Here is a 16,089-nt window from a genome sequence, read left to right on the forward strand (position 1 = left end):
ACTTTGAATATATATTTATAAGTAAATTGACTAATATTTTTATTACAGTAATTATGATTTTATTAAATTTTAATCAACATCCATTATTGACCTAAAATAATTATAGGATAAAAAAGCTTATTTTCTTCTAACATCATTCTTATTATATTAGCTAGTTGCCTTAGCCCTACTATTTATATTCTAAAAAGTATAAAACCAATATAATTAATAGCAAAATTTGCAAACATGTGTATTAACCAAGTAACGTATATATTCTTATATTTTTCATTAAAATAATTAAAAATTAATCCTCCAATAAATAACCCTAATATAGTTAAAAGAAATAACCCTATATCAAACCAGCCTATCATCATGGCAACATGATAAAGTGCAAAGGCTAAAGAACTAAAAATATAAGAGAACTTTCTACTTGTAACTTCTTTTAATTTTAAGAATGCAAATCCTCTAAAAAAGAATTCTTCAAGTAATGAATTAATAAAAGAAATATATACTGCAACAAATATAAAATTATTAATAGTAACACCTGCATTTTTAGATAATGAGGATACTACATTTGAAAAATCAAAGAACTTTCCTATTCCTAAATAAGCTCCAAAAATAATTGTAAATATCAAAATTCCAGAAAAAATAGAAATAAAAATTTCTTTTTTACTATCTACTTTAAATAAAGATATCAAATTCAAATCTTTATTATACTTCGAATATATAATTGGAATTGCAGAAAAAAGTGTAATCTTTATAAAAGACTTCATAAGATATCCCGGTCTTATAACTGCATCTATAAATCCCATTACTAAACAACCTAACAATACAATTAAAACAATACTTTTCTTTTTGCTTAACATATAAATCTCCAAAACCTTTTTTTAACTATTATAACATAAATCACTTAATACATTATTTTAAAGCCTTCAAAAATTTATAATACTAATTTCATTAAATGATCTATTTGTTCATCATCTCCTAATTTAAAAATATGTGTATCAAACTTTTTAAATCCTAATTTTTCATAAAAGGCTATAGCTTTTATATTATGTTCCCATACACCTAACCAAATATAATCAACTTTATTAGTTTCACCAACTTCTATAGCTCTTTGAATTAATGTTTTACCAATTCTTTTTCCTTTAAAGCTTTCTAAAACATAAATCCTTTGAACTTCTATTGTATTGTTATGTCCCTCTTCTATTTGAGCTTTATCAAAATTAATTTTCATATATGCAACTACATCATCATTATTTTCAACTATATAAAATTTTGAATAAGAATTATTTATTTCATAAGTCATTTTCTCATAAGAAAAATTTTCTTTTAAATATTTGTTCATATCTTCTTCTGTATTTTGATCTGCAAATGTTTCATAGAAAGTTTTTTCACTTATGTATTTAACCTTTTCTATATCTTCTAAACTACATTCTTTAATTTTAAAATTATCCATAAATAATCCCTCCAATAAATTTTAGTAAAAAATAAAAAGCCTATAAGAAATATTATTAAATATCTCCCAGGCTTTTATCCCTCCGTGTACACATTATAAATGTGCGTTTTCTCTTGGACCTGCCAGCTTTAACCTGCGGAACCCTAGAAAACTTTCTTTAATTTACTCAAAAAGTTTAGCACATCATAAAAACTTTATCAATAAGGGATTTAAATATTTATAGCATTATCTTTTATTTCTTTAATAACACTTAATAATTTCCCTCTAATATCAATATGATTCTCAAATAATTCAACTATATTTCCAATAGTTCTAAATGGGTCTTCTGTTAATATTCTATTATCATCTATCATTCCATTTTTTACTATGTAATCTACTATTAATTTAATAAAATGTATTTGATTTGAGTTTAAGTTTTCATTATTTAAAAACTCTGAAAAAGCTTTATTGGCTGCTTCTATATCTAAACCAACTAAATTTCTTACAAGCTTTGTTACTGGAGTATCTCCAAATTCTTTTTCATAATCTGACTTACTTCCGAGCTCTTCAAACATTATACCTTCTAAATGCTTTATCTCTTCTTTAGTTAATTTTTTATTATTTCTAAGCTTATATATTACCATTTCGTCCTTATGTTCATTTAAATAATGCTCAACCTTTTTTCTGTAATTTTTAAGATCATTAACATTATACATAGATTCATTTTTCTCTTCTGCTATTATTAAATCTTTAAAGTTTGTATAGTAAATTATTTGTCCTTCTCTTTGTATATATTTAAGAAGATCTCTTAAAGCTTCTCTTACTTCATCTACTTCAAATATATCTGCACTTTCCCAAAAGCTTTCTGTCATTACTTTTTCAATAACATATTTTTGCTCTTGAATTTGTGGTATTGTTCCAAGCTTTGATAATTGTTCTGCAGTATCTATAACTGATTTAATTCCTCTTTTAGCACTTGTTCCTTGTAAATATGAAAGCTGTATATTATACATAACTAACTCAAATCTTTTTGCAAGCTCATCATCATTTAATGGCGTAATTAACATTGCCACATGTTCTTTTAACTCATTAGCTGCTACTTCTCCTAAAGCTTCCCATTCTTTTTCATTTTTATATTTTTTAACGTATTTTAAATTCATTCTAACTAAAAAGTTATCTTCATTTAAAGCATTTATATTATTTAAAAGTTCTTCTATTAATTTTTTTCTAATCTCTCTATACTCTTCATTTTCAGAGTACTTTAAAGCCTGAAGCTCCTTAATTATTTGAACCTTTGTATTAAACAATTTCTCTGTTATTGTTTCTACTTTTCCTCCTTCAAAGCCTTTTGGATTAACTCTAAAGAATTCAAAGTTATTACAAAAATCAAAAATTAAGAACTTTTCCTTATCTTGACCTAAACCTAAAAGATCAGGACATAATCTTGTGCCCCTACCTATCATTTGCCAAAATTTAGTTTTACTTCTTACCTTCTTAAAGAATACAAGATTTAAAATTTCAGGTATATCTATTCCTGTATCAAGCATATCAACAGATACAGCTATTTGCGGCATCTTATTCTTATCTGAAAAATCATCTATTAAAGTTTCAACATAGTTTGTACTATAATCTATTACCTTAGCAAAATTCCCACCATACTCTGGATAAATTTTATTAAATCTTTCTACTATAGCTCTAGCATGTTTACTGTTTTTAGCAAATATTATAGTCTTCCCAAGCTTTTCGTTACCTTCAATTCTTAATCCTTCATTCATAAGTTTATTTAATACTAGATCAATAGTATCAGAATTAAATAACCACTCATTAACTGCTGTACTTCCTATTTCTTTATCTATCTTTTCATCATCTTCAAAGGTTGCTTCAAATTCTTCCTTTTCCTCTTCAGAAAGATCATCATATTTTATACCATCTTTCATAATCTTAGACTTTACTTCTATAGTTGTATAATCAACTAAAAAGCCATCTTCAACAGCCTTTTCATATTCATAAGCATAGGTTGGAACTCCATTTTCAAGATCAAAAATACTATAAGTATTTTTATCTATTTCATTTCTTGGAGTTGCTGTAAGTCCTATTAAATAAGCATCATAATAATCAAATATGGCTTTAAACTTCTTATAAATACTTCTATGTGATTCATCTACAATTATTAAATCAAAGTGTCCTGGTGTAAATAACCTTTTACCATCCTTTGATTTAGTTTCATCTATAGCATTCATCATAGTTGGATAAGTTGAAAATATCATTCTTGATTCTTCTGGGTTATCTCTGTTATCAAGAAGATTACATAAAGGTAAGTTTGGAAGCAACTTAGAAAAGTTTTTCTTTGCTTGTTTTACAAGAGCTTTTCTATCTGCTAAGAATAATATATTTTTAACCCAATTATGTCTTGTAAGAACATCTACAACTGAAATAGCAGTTCTTGTTTTACCTGTTCCAGTTGCACATACTAAAAGTGTTTTTCTCTGTTTCTTCTCAAAAGCTTCACATACGTTTATTATTGCTTCCTTTTGATAATATCTATTTGATATTTCATCTTTTATATTTATATTCTTTAAGGAAATTCTATTATTTCTTCTATCTACCATTAATTGTAGTTCTGATTTTTTATAAAAGCCATATACTCTTCTTTCAGAATAATTATTATAATCATCCCATATATATGTTTCAAAACCATTAGTAAAGAAAATAATAGGTCTTTGTCCATATTCTTTTTCTAAACAATCTGCATAAAGTTTAGCTTGTTGTTGACCTATCTTTGGATCCTTTGAAGTCCTTTTTGCTTCTATTACTGCTAATGGTCTTCCATTATCTCCATATAGAATATAATCAGCATATCCAATCCCTTCATTATTAGGCATGCCAATAAGCTTAATTTCTTCTCCTACATCTTTACCTATATTCCATCCAGAAAGCTTAAGCTCAACATCAATATATCTTTTTCTTGTTTCAAACTCACTTATTTCATCTATATTAAAATCATAATTCTCTTTATTTTCTTTTCTCTTTTTAGTTAATTCCTTTATTAACTCTTCATTTTGTCTTCTTATTTCTTCAATTCTCTTATCCTTAGAGCTAAGCTTATTATATAAATCTTTTAACTCTTCAGGTCTTGTTCTTTTTTCTTCACCTTCAAGTAGAATATCTTCATCAAATTCTCCTGCTGTAAATTCATCTGCATAGCAATAATCTATCCAACTTACAAACTTATGAAGATTATTTAATGATAAAATAGCTTCGCCCCTTTTAATATTAGCATTAGTATGAACAGCAACATTACCTAATTGAACAATATATTTTATTATAGGTAACATTTCATAATCTATAAGTTCTACAAAGCTATTATTATGTATTAAAGAACTTATATTATCTTGATATGGTAATACTAAATCAGAATCAAAACTATATACCCATTTAACAGCAAGTTCTAAAGCCCTTCTTGATAAAATAGCAGTTGTAGCTGGGCTAACTAATATACTTTTTTCTGCTTCTAAACAAGCATTGCTAAAGCCCTCGAAATTCTTTTTCCCCTTTAAAAATTCAAAGTTACTCAATCTCCCACTCCCCACATTAATATCAATATAACTACGTTTTTAATATATTTTTAAATCTATTATTTTAAAATTTCTTTATATCCATGTTTTTTTAGTCTATTTATACATATTTTTCTCTCTTTTGGAGTAAATAACTCCTTATACTTATCTTGAATTACTAAAGCTTCTAAAGATAAATCTAATCTATTACACTCTGCTAGCTTTATGAATCCTTCTGTAACTTCTGAATTATTTATAATTTCCTTTGCAGTTGTAATTGCACCTTCAGTTTGTATCATTTGAAAAAATCCTGCTGCTTTAAAATTGCATTGTGCATCTGTCTCTCTATATATTTTCATCATATCTGTAAATAAATCTAATTCTATTTCTCTCATAATTTCTCCTTCTAAAGCTTATTTATACTTAATTATTATAAACCTTTATTTAAAATTTCTCTTTCATTTATATATATTATACCATATATACCCAACCAAATTAATTAAAATTTAACTGACACTCCAAATTTTATATTTAGTCAGTGGAATATCCCCCCTACGCACTAATATGATTAGTTAATTTCCTTTATAATTTTTATTTACCCAAAATTATCCAATAAATTTTCTATGATAGTTTTTCATATTATTTTTATTAACCATTGCATATTGAAGAGTAGTATCTATTTTTTCATGTCCTAATAACTCTTATACCTGCTCTATAGGCATTCCCTTATCAATAGCTCTAGTTGCTAATGTTCTTCTAAACTTATGTGGATGGACTTTATCAATATTGAGCTTTCTTCCTAGTTCTCTTAATCTAATTTCTACTCCACTTATTTGCAATCTTCTATATGGCTTTAATAAAGTTACAAAAAGTGCTTCATTATCATCTATTCTCTTTCTTAAATATTCTTGTAAATGTATTTTAGCTTTAGCATCAAAATAAACAACTCTTTGTTTATCTCCCTTTCCCCATACTACACATTCTCTTTCATTAAAATTAATATTTCTTATATTTAACTTAACTAACTCTCCTACACACATACCTGTTGAATTCAATAAATCAACTATAGCTAAATCTCTTATGCCCTTGCAATTATCTCTTATTATTTCTATATTTTCATCACTACAAGTTCCCTTAATAACTTTCGTTGTTTTATTTTTATGAATACGCCTTACTGGACTTTTGACAATATAATTTTCTTCTTCAAGCCATGAAAAAAAAGCTAGATAGTATTCTTCTTATGTTAATTTCACTATAGTCATTTTTCATTATATCTACTTCAATTAAATTGTTTATTAACTCATTATGAAGAGCCTTCATTTGAAAAGGATCAAGCCCCCTACTCATACTTTCTTCGATTTTTAAAATAATATCTCTAACCATACCCCCTACTCCTTTTATCTCATAAATGTTATAGTATAATGCTTATTTCTTTTTATCTAATCACAATTTATAAATTTTTTCTCTAATTAAAAAAATATAAAAGCTCTAAGCAAAAAATACCTAGAGCTTCTACATTTCTTATTTAGTTTTCTTCTCTTAATTTTTTTATTATTTCTATATCCAATCCTGTCTTTTCAGAAATAGTTCTATCATCCAATATATCAAGTAACTTTATAGCAACTTCATATATTCCTTCTGTTCTTCCTTGCTCTATTCCTTTTTCTATTCCTTTCTCTATCCCCTTATTAAATGCTGAATTAACCATATTAGCTCTTTCATGTAAAGATCTTTCTCTTTCCCAGTAAGTATTCATTGTTTCTTCATCACTACTTAAGTATTCTATTCTTTTTTCAGCTTTCTCAATGGCAGGTTCCAAATCCATCAACTCCTTTAAGGTTGCTTCTGGTATATCCTTTTCTAAAAATGCTAACCATCTTTCAATAGCATTATCCTTATAATTTTTATTTTCTTTACGTCTAAATTTAGGAAGTTCTAAAAAATGTATTTCAACCATATCTGTTAGCATATAATCCTTCTCTATGTCCTCCCAAAGATGAAATGATGATTGATAGCTTTTAGTTTTTAAATAATCAAAGTCTAAAATATTTATAGTTATTACCTTTTCAAGAGAAGTATAATCTTCACCTTGCTTAATATTCTCTAAATACATTTTTCCCCAATAAAATAAAGTTCTTTTATCCATATTTCCTTGGTCAGTCAACTGTACTTCTATGTCGATATTTTCACCTTTGATAGTTCTTGCTCTTACATCTATTATACCAGTCTTATCATTTATAATATCTTTTGTTAATTGTTTATTATCAATAATTTCAATTTCTTCTATCAGTTCTTCATTAGTTCTTTTTAGAACTGCATTAATAAATGATATTAAAATATCTTCATTTCCTTTTTCGCCAAAAATCTTTTTAAAAATAAAATCGTTAAGTGGCTTGATTTTTCTCATTATTTTCATCTCCTGATATTTTTATCTTTAGTTTAATTATTTACCTATACTCTTTTAATATTCAATTATATTTTGTTCAAAGAAATCTATTTCTCGTTCAAAACTTCATACCACATTTTTTCTGATTTTATTCTCTTTCTATTTCTATCTACAGGTATTATACGTATTCCATTACAATTGTCTAATCTTAATCTTTCCTGATAATATGATTTGACTATTTTCTCTCTATATTCTTGTCCATCAGAAAAATGTAATATTACTATTTCTTTACCATAATCCTCTATAAGTTCTCTAAACATACCATTTATATGTCCATCATCAGCATTAAATCCAAATCCAGAAACACATATTATATCTGATTCCCTAAACTTATTAAACAGATCAACATATCTTTCTGACATTTTTACTGAGGTTAATGGTTTTATTCCACTTTGAGTAAATAAAAATGGTACTATTATATGTTTTTTATAATTATTTTCTTCTAATGATACAATCTTATTTAAATATGGATCATAATAATCATTAACTGAACCATTTAAATAATGTACATCTTCTCCAATTGCTATCTATTAAGGTTTGATAATCTAGAGCCTTAGAGTCTATATCCTCCAAAATTAATATTCCAAAGTAGTTTATTATTTCTTCATCAGTATATATATTTTTAATATCTATATCCTCTGAATCTATAAGTAATTCTAAAACTTTCATTCAAGTATTTTTATAATCTAATGTAAATATAGCTCCTAAATCATAAAATAAATCTATTGAATCTGGGCTCTTTTCAAATATACCATCATTTAATCTATGAGTTAACTCTTCTCCTAAAGATCCTATTAAAAGCTCTAAATATTGTATCATATTGTCCTTTTGTAAATGCAGTTAATTTCTTACTTGTATAATCATCTGGTAGCCATTTAGAATATCTTGATGTTGAATCTATATTATTCAATTGATTCTTAAATGCTTCCTTATCTTTGACTGTACTCATTCTAATATATCTAATGCAAACTTACCACCTGAAGGTAATCCATATGAACATTCAGCCCCTGCAACAAAAAAATAACGATATTTTTTCATTCCCCTCGTCTCCTCAATATTACTTATATTTAACTAAAAACAGTATACTATTTTCTTTCTATGTTAATTAACAAATTCTATTCAACTAATTTTTCCATCAATAAATTTAAATTATCCTTTATTTATTTTAAATTCTTCTCCACTTCAAATTTCAATTTACCTGAGACTCTAAATCTTTGATTTAGTAAGTCGAAGGTACTCCTTCGACTTTGGAGAAGGAGTTTCCTTTTAGAATAACTCTCCTTTAAAAGCTTTTTGCATTAATGAATTAAAGTTTTCTTCTAATTCTTTTAAACTCTTTTCCATTTTTAACTTCATTTTATCTACTTGTCTAACAAAGTTAGCAAATTCATTTTGCTTATCTATATTTACTTTAATTACCTCTATACCTAATAATCCTTGCTTTGAAATATTTTTCATACTCCCACTTGTTCCTGATGCTATTCTTTTTATTTTCTCTTTTGTACCTCTTTGAATCAATAACTGCCATATAAAAATTGGATTTGCATTATCTTTAAAATTCGCTTTCCATAATCTATCTGGTATATACGTATCTTCATCTACATTCCATACATATGCTGTTGCTCCAACCAATTCTGAAGTATTCATTCTACTTATTAATACATCTCCCTTATTAACTAAGTGGTCTATCTTTGGTATATAATCAATTGGAAGATTTTTAACTTGTGTTTTATCAAAATAATCATAACTTATACTTCCTGTATTTAAAACTTTATTTTTACACTCTGTCTCTCCTGCTAAACTTTTCCCAGCAGTAAGAGAAATAATATATTCTGAAACAGTACATAATTCCCTAATATCACCAAACATCTCGATAAATTTTGATTTACATTTAAATTATCCAATAAATTTTCTATGTGAATTTTTAATATTATTTTTATTAACCATTGCATATTGAAGCGTAGTATCTATTTTTTCATGTCCTAATAATTCTTGTACTTGCTCTATAGGCATTCCCTTATCTATAGCTCTAGTTGCTAATGTTCTTCTAAATTTATGTGGATGAACTTTATCGATGTTAAGCTTTTTTCCAAGTTCTCTTAATCTAATTTCTACTCCACTTATTTGTAATCTTCTATATGGCCTTAATAAAGTTACAAAAAGTGCTTCATTATCATCCATTCTCTTCATTAAATATTCTTGTAAATGTATTTTAGCTTTAGCATCAAAATAAACAACTCTTTGTTTATCTCCCTTTCCCCATACTACACATTCTCTTTCATTAAAATTAATATCGCTAATATTTAACTTAACTAGTTCTCCCACACGCATACCTGTTGAATTTAATAAATCAACTATAGCTAAATCTCTTATATCTTTGCAATTATCTCTTATTATTTCTATATTTTCATCGCTATAAGTAGCTTTAATAACTTTAGTTGTTTTGATTTTATGAATACGTCTTACTGGACTTTTAACAATATAATTTTCTTCTTCAAGCCATGAAAAAAAGCTAGATAATATTCTTCTTATATTATCAACTGTTGTTTTACTAGCTTGACTATTAGTATAATAATCCGCTAAATATCTTCTTAAATCATCTGTGTAAATTTTATTAATTTCTTTATTTATAGTTAATAACATTTTCTCGATAGTAGATTTATAATATTTTATTGATTTTTCCGAACATCCTTCAACTCTTTTAGCACATATAAAAGCATCTAAATAATTCTTTGTTTCTATTTTACTATAATTATTATTAATTATATCTACTTCAATTAAATTGTTTATTAACTCATTATGAAGAGTCTTCATTTGAAAAGGATCAAGAAACTCACTCATTCTTTCTTCAATTTTTAAAATAATATCTTTAACCATAACATCTACTCCTTTTATTTCATAAATGTTATAGTATAATGCTTATTTTTTATTATCTAATCAAAATTTATAATTTTTATATAATTTTAATATCAAAATCAAAGTAATTAGTATCTAATCTAATAATTTTCCTTCTAGATAAGACCACTTTAAATAATCTGGATTACTATAATATACAGATGAATTAAAATCTGAAATTTCATCACTTATATATGAACAAAATACTTCATATAAAACATCGACTATATTATCCTCTTCAGAAATTACGCTAAGTATTAATCTTTGATATACTTTACCTATTGACTGAACACTTGGTAAAGTATACTTACATTCACCTACAGAATCAAACTCTCCATAAGCTATATTAAAATACTCAATTAATTCATCAGAAACTTGCTCAAATGATAAACAATGATTTACTTCTGCAAGAGATAGCTGTCTGCTTAATTCTTTTTTCCCTAGTATTTTAACTATTGTAGATCTCTTATTTTTAGTTTTTCTAGATATAAATTCAATAAGAGAACATACATAAAATAAATCATCCTTTTGAATATCAGTCATTAATAACCTCACTCCTTTCAAATTTCAGACAATCAAGAGCTTTCAAAGTATGAAAACTTATTTGATGAGTAGGATATTTAAATTTTGCTAATTGCCAAAAGACTTCTCTTGATATTTCATTATTTAAAAAGTCATTTACAAAATTCCATACTGTATCATCAGCCATAGGTCCTTCAACAATATCATAATCATGTATAAACCCAGCTCTACACTTTGCAATAAAATCGAGCCATTCATCATTCATCTTTTCAAATTTTAGTATTCTCAAATCTTTATTTTCTATATAAGTATAATAATTTATAGTTGGTGATTTTCTATTTCTTTTTGCCCATTTCTCAGCTTGCTCATAATTATTTGTACAATAAAACCCCCACGAAAAATCTTTAGTATACTTACTTTTCCTAATTTCCGGAAACTCAACTGTTTCACCCGATGCATGATATAACATTTAAAACACCTCTTTTCTACAAATTATTTAAACAATTCTCCCTTAAATGCCTTTTGCATTAAAGAATTAAAATTATCTTCTAATTCTTTTAAACTATTCTCCAATTCAAATTTCAATTTACCTGAGACTCTAAATCTTTGATTTAGTCAGTCGAAGGTACTCCTACGAACGCATGTGAGTAGTGAGTTTCCTTTTAGAATAACTCCCCTTTAAATGCTTTTTGCATTAATGAATTAAAATTATCCTCTAACTCTTTTAAACTCTTTTCCATTTTCAACTTCATTTTATCTACTTCTTTAACAAAGTCAGCAAATTGATTTTGAAGTTCTATTGGTGGAACTATAATTTTTATACTTTTTAACTCTTGAGCATTTATATTAGCTTGATTAACAGCTCCTTTTGCCATTCCTTTTAATAATCCCTTACCAAAATCTGAATTTAAAAACATTGAAAGATAAATAGGTAACATACATTGTATTAATCTCACTCTAATAATATAACCTGCTATTATCATAGGTTCATCAAGGTCAAAAACACAAGTTTTACCTATCAACTCAGCACTATTGGTTCTGTTAAATAAAACATCTCCTTTACGGACAACGCATTTCTCTAACTCTTCATCTTCAATATCAATATACTTTAAATTATTTAAATCTAAATAACCACTATAAGTTATATTATTCATTCTAAGATAAGGATATTTTCCACCTTCTACTGCTGGTTTGCTTGTTCCATAACGTACATCTGTTGCTATTTCACCTATAGTTGTAATTTCCCACCCTTTTGGGTTAGTTGCTGGATTACCAAACATCTCGATAAATTTTGATTTAACTAATTCATCTAATGCTTCTATTTGTTCTTTTCTTTTATTAATTAATTCTTGGGCTTTATCTAAAATTTTAACTATTTTTTCTTGAATTTTTATATTACAATATGGGATTTTTACGTCATTTAGCTTAGCTTTATTTAATGTAGCTCCCATTACAGCTCTATCTGTATTATTAAAATTAACTGTTTTTAATGCATAAAATAAATACTCAGGGGTAAGAATTTGCCTATCTTTTATTTGAAAATTAGCAATTGCTTCATTAGTATACATATCTTTATCTAATATTGCTATTTTACCAATAGATAACTTGAAACTCATTACAACTGTATATTTGGGAACTAATTTCATATTGCATTCTTTAATTGCAATATCTGTAATCTCTTCTTTAGTTTTAGATACTCTATTCTCTTTTAAATCAGATATTGATAACCAATTAAATCCTTTTCCCCAATATTCACGTTTACTTCTTGACGGAGTTTTTCCAATATTTATTTCACATAATTCATTTAATTTAATATACTCCATCTTACACTTCTCCAATCATTTCTGCTAAGTCTTCTATTCCTGATGTTATTTCCATTTCCAGTTCTCTAATTCTTAGCATTATTTCTTGTGGTGAATCATATTGTACTTCTTCGTATTCTATTTCTTTGTATTTATTTATAGATAAGTCATAGCCATTTTCTCTTATTTCTTCTACTGGTACAAAGAAGCTTTGTTCTGTTCTTTTTCTACCCTCTTCTTTATCTAAGTTATTGAATCTTTCTATTATATCTTTAATATCATTTTCTTCAATTAGATTTCTCTTATCATCTAATGAGTATCCATCTGCTTTCATATCATAGAACCATACTTTATCTGTTCCACCTGTTCCTGTTTTAGTAAATATCATAATAGCTGTTGATACTCCTGCATATGGCTTAAAAACTCCACTTGGCATTGATATTATAGCTTCAAGCTTATGGTTTTCTACTATTTCTTTTCTTATTGATTTATGTCCACCTGTTGATCCAAATAAAACTCCATCTGGAACTATAGATGCACACCTTCCACCTATTTTTAATATTCTTAGGAATAATGCTAAGAATAAAAGTTCTGTTTTCTTTGTTTTTGTTATTTTTAAAATATCTGCTGATACTGCTTCATAGTCTAAGCTTCCCTTAAATGGTGGATTTGCTAATACTAATGTGAATTTTTCTTTATCTGTATTAACTTCTGATAATGAATCTTTATATTCTATATTAGGATTATCAACTCCATGAAGCATCATGTTCATAGCACCAATTCTAAGCATAGTTCTATCCATATCAAAACCATAGAACATATTATTATTAAAGTGTTCCTTTAAGCCTTGAACAAAGAACAGATCATTATGATTCTTTCTTAAATACTCTTGTGACGATACTAAGAATCCAGCACTTCCCATAGCAGGGTCAACTATTACATCTTCTGGTGTTGGCTTCATTAAATTAACCATCATATCAATAATATGTCTTGGTGTTCTAAACTGACCATTAGTTCCTGCTGTTGCTACTTTAGATAATAGATACTCATATAAATCTCCCTTTGTATCCTTATCTTTATCAAACTTAATATTATTAATTCCATCAACTATCTTACTTAACATAAGTGGAGTTGGAATTTTAAATATAGCATCTCCCATATATTTTGCATAAGCTGATTCATTATTTCCATGAAGATTTTTAATAAAAGGAAACACCTCATTTTGAACTATTAAATACATTTTTTCTGTATTTCCTTCATTAGAAAACTTACTCCATCTTAAATGTTGTTTATCCTCTGGAAAAGTTCTTTTAAAATCTATACCTAAAATTTCTGCTTCTGCTTCCTTTGTTGTTTCTATTTCATCTAATCCCTTAATAAATAAAAGATATGTAAACTGCTCTATTACTTCTAATGGATTAGTTATTCCCCCAGTCCAAAAGGTTTCCCAAATCTTATCTACTTTACTTTTTAATTCTCCTGTGATCATAATTTTATCCTCCTATTTATATCTATTTTCATTTTACTATGTTTTACAGTATTTTTCTATTTATAATAATGTTTTAAATCCACTTATATATTTCTATAAAAAACTAATTTTTATGATAATCTATGATAATATTTTTTTGTAATAGAATATAAATATGAAGTAATTTCCCTCATATTGGTATATATTCTTATAGTGATAATCTGATATTTATGAATTAAAATAAAATAAAAGCTTGGTAGTAAATGAAAGTTTCTCTTTCCTTACTATCAAGCTTAAAATATATGTGTATATTTTTTCTATTAAATTCTCTTTAAATTTATTATATTAAATTTACTCTTTTGTTAAAATATCTAATGTATGAGCTCCTGCTCCTAATAATTCAGGTCTTTCACAGGTTGATAAATGATATTCAACAAAGATTTTAAAAGTTTCTTCATCCATTGCATTTAAAGTTGGTCTCATATAGTTAGCTGGTCCATCTGCTGAAATTATCTTTACTCTTTTTACCCCTGCTGCATCATTTATTTTATTAATATCTTCAAGTCTTACATAATCATATAGATCTTCTGGACTTGATTTCACATGAAAATTTTCATCAAGTTTTCCATTTTCAATAGCTTTTTTTATGTTATTTTCTTTAAATCCATATGTTATTACACTATACTCATTCATAAGATATGCAACTAATATTTTCCCACCAACTTTAGTTACTCTCTTTGCTTCTTCTAAAGCTCTTATTTTATCTTCAAGTGTATATAAATGATACATTGGTCCAAAAACTAATGTCATATCAAAAGTATTTTCTTCAAATCTTGATAAATTTAAAGCTGTTCCTTGAAAAGCCTTTACAGTACTGCCTTTAGATTTTAAAACTCCTAAATTATGCTTTACAAGCTCAACTGCTGTTACATCATAACCTTCATTTGCTAAGGTTACTGAATATCTTCCAGTACCAGCTCCAACATCTAATATTTTTAAATTTTTATTGTCATTTAAATATTCATGAATATACTTCATAGAAGTTATGTATTCAACTTGTCCATGTCTTCTTGTTAATCTTTTATCTTCGCAAAATTTATTGTAATGTTTTTCTAATTCTGCTGTCATTTTCTTTTCTCCTCTTTTATTATAAATTTTATAAAGTGGATATTTTTATTAAAATTCTTAAACGAAAATTTATTTAATATTTGAAAAAACCTTGATTTCTCAAGGTTATAAAATGTATTTTTATTTAATTATTTCAAGTTTTTATATTTTCTTTTTTTAATAATTATATACTTATCTCTTATTTTTGTCTAGATACACTCAAATATGACAAAATTAAAAATATTATTAAGGAGTTGCCTAAGACAACCCCCAATACAAAAATTAAATATATAGTAAAATCTATTTAATATTTAAAAATTAAAGAGTAATTTCCTTTGTATCCTTAACAACTACTTGAGCTGCTTGCTTTTCAACTAAATCTCCATTTTCAGTTTTAATAAGCTTTCTATTTATAATAGTATCCATTAATGATACTACTACTAAATCTTCAATATCTTCTTTTACATCCTTAATAGATAACGTTAGCTTTTTTCCTCCCGCATCTTTAAAACTCATACTTGCTGTTCTTTGAATCATATTTTCTCCTCCTTTCTAAAATAAGTTTTTCCCTTTTAATTTACCTAGTATAACTAAATACTATTAACCCCTAGTTACTACATAAGTTTGAACTTTTTTAATAGTAGAAATGTTATATGCTATAACTTCATCTATAGCATCACATAAAGCTACTAAGTCCTCATCTGTTGCAGTAGTAGATATGTTTTTAAAGCTTTGTCCATTAAAAACATCTTTTCCTTCAGAGTCTACCCCTACTTGGTAACTTACTCCTAAAGTATTATCAACTAATATTGAACTTGCTGCCATCTTTATCACCTCCTCATATCATATATACGCAGGTAATAAAGATTTTTAAAAAT

17 protein-coding genes, 1 pseudogene and 1 riboswitch are annotated in these 16,089 nt (G+C 26.2%); all 18 genes and pseudogenes read right to left on the bottom strand.

The features are described from left to right. Window positions 1–173 precede the first annotated feature (173 nt). Window positions 174–845: a CPBP family intramembrane glutamic endopeptidase gene (locus H9660_RS05850; RefSeq protein WP_341479575.1), complete on the bottom strand. Its 672-nt coding sequence runs from the start codon at window positions 843–845 to the stop codon at window positions 174–176. Window positions 846–919: 74 nt separating this feature from the next. Further along, complete coding sequence (locus H9660_RS05855; protein WP_191749429.1) at window positions 920–1,438, bottom strand: GNAT family N-acetyltransferase; 519 nt, start codon at window positions 1,436–1,438, stop codon at window positions 920–922. A gap of 61 nt (window positions 1,439–1,499) precedes the next feature. Next, window positions 1,500–1,596: riboswitch (guanidine-I (ykkC/yxkD leader) on the bottom strand. 51 nt (window positions 1,597–1,647) lie between these two features. Beyond that, window positions 1,648–4,992 carry a DEAD/DEAH box helicase family protein gene (locus tag H9660_RS05860; protein ID WP_191749430.1) on the bottom strand — a complete coding sequence of 1,115 codons (3,345 nt, stop codon included), beginning with the start codon at window positions 4,990–4,992 and terminating at the stop codon, window positions 1,648–1,650. A gap of 59 nt (window positions 4,993–5,051) precedes the next feature. Beyond that, window positions 5,052–5,366 carry a hypothetical protein gene (locus H9660_RS05865; RefSeq protein ID WP_191749431.1) on the bottom strand — a complete coding sequence of 105 codons (315 nt, stop codon included), beginning with the start codon at window positions 5,364–5,366 and terminating at the stop codon, window positions 5,052–5,054. A 210-nt stretch (window positions 5,367–5,576) separates the two neighbouring features. Continuing rightward, a pseudogene (locus H9660_RS05870) lies at window positions 5,577–6,216 on the bottom strand (tyrosine-type recombinase/integrase); the annotation flags it as partial. Window positions 6,217–6,496: 280 nt separating this feature from the next. Beyond that, window positions 6,497–7,378 (bottom strand): Rpn family recombination-promoting nuclease/putative transposase, encoded by an 882-nt coding sequence (locus H9660_RS05875; RefSeq protein ID WP_191749432.1) that lies wholly within the window; start codon window positions 7,376–7,378, stop codon window positions 6,497–6,499. Window positions 7,379–7,464: 86 nt separating this feature from the next. Then, window positions 7,465–7,779 carry a hypothetical protein gene (locus H9660_RS16290; RefSeq protein ID WP_243190603.1) on the bottom strand — a complete coding sequence of 105 codons (315 nt, stop codon included), beginning with the start codon at window positions 7,777–7,779 and terminating at the stop codon, window positions 7,465–7,467. 121 nt (window positions 7,780–7,900) lie between these two features. Continuing rightward, window positions 7,901–8,086: a hypothetical protein gene (locus H9660_RS16295; protein ID WP_243190604.1), complete on the bottom strand. Its 186-nt coding sequence runs from the start codon at window positions 8,084–8,086 to the stop codon at window positions 7,901–7,903. Then, entirely contained in the window at window positions 8,087–8,236 is a 150-nt protein-coding gene (locus H9660_RS16300; RefSeq protein WP_243190606.1) for a hypothetical protein, read from the bottom strand. A gap of 447 nt (window positions 8,237–8,683) precedes the next feature. After that, a complete protein-coding gene (locus tag H9660_RS05885; RefSeq protein ID WP_191749433.1) occupies window positions 8,684–9,286 on the bottom strand; it encodes a restriction endonuclease subunit S in 603 nt (200 codons plus the stop codon). A 27-nt stretch (window positions 9,287–9,313) separates the two neighbouring features. Continuing rightward, the gene (xerA, locus tag H9660_RS05890; RefSeq protein ID WP_191749434.1) at window positions 9,314–10,294 is read right to left on the bottom strand and encodes a site-specific tyrosine recombinase/integron integrase; all 981 of its coding nucleotides are present in this window, start codon (window positions 10,292–10,294) and stop codon (window positions 9,314–9,316) included. A gap of 114 nt (window positions 10,295–10,408) precedes the next feature. Then, complete coding sequence (locus tag H9660_RS05895) at window positions 10,409–10,855, bottom strand: hypothetical protein (RefSeq protein WP_191749435.1); 447 nt, start codon at window positions 10,853–10,855, stop codon at window positions 10,409–10,411. Continuing rightward, window positions 10,848–11,303, bottom strand: coding sequence for a DUF3990 domain-containing protein (locus tag H9660_RS05900; RefSeq protein ID WP_191749436.1), 456 nt, complete (start codon window positions 11,301–11,303; stop codon window positions 10,848–10,850). The genes H9660_RS05895 and H9660_RS05900 overlap by 8 nt, the downstream gene beginning before the upstream one ends. 193 nt (window positions 11,304–11,496) lie before the next feature. Beyond that, a complete protein-coding gene (locus H9660_RS05905; protein WP_191749437.1) occupies window positions 11,497–12,657 on the bottom strand; it encodes a restriction endonuclease subunit S in 1,161 nt (386 codons plus the stop codon). Between the two features lies 1 nt (window position 12,658). Continuing rightward, window positions 12,659–14,125 carry a type I restriction-modification system subunit M gene (locus H9660_RS05910; protein WP_191749438.1) on the bottom strand — a complete coding sequence of 489 codons (1,467 nt, stop codon included), beginning with the start codon at window positions 14,123–14,125 and terminating at the stop codon, window positions 12,659–12,661. Between the two features lie 330 nt (window positions 14,126–14,455). Beyond that, the gene (locus H9660_RS05915; RefSeq protein ID WP_191749439.1) at window positions 14,456–15,232 is read right to left on the bottom strand and encodes a class I SAM-dependent methyltransferase; all 777 of its coding nucleotides are present in this window, start codon (window positions 15,230–15,232) and stop codon (window positions 14,456–14,458) included. Between the two features lie 297 nt (window positions 15,233–15,529). Continuing rightward, the gene (locus H9660_RS05920) at window positions 15,530–15,748 is read right to left on the bottom strand and encodes a DUF2922 domain-containing protein (protein WP_191749440.1); all 219 of its coding nucleotides are present in this window, start codon (window positions 15,746–15,748) and stop codon (window positions 15,530–15,532) included. Window positions 15,749–15,811: 63 nt separating this feature from the next. Next, window positions 15,812–16,036 (bottom strand): DUF1659 domain-containing protein, encoded by a 225-nt coding sequence (locus tag H9660_RS05925; RefSeq protein ID WP_191749441.1) that lies wholly within the window; start codon window positions 16,034–16,036, stop codon window positions 15,812–15,814. Window positions 16,037–16,089: the final 53 nt, after the last annotated feature.

Source organism: Clostridium gallinarum, from assembly GCF_014836325.1.
In the GTDB taxonomy this organism is placed as follows: domain Bacteria; phylum Bacillota; class Clostridia; order Clostridiales; family Clostridiaceae; genus Clostridium; species Clostridium gallinarum.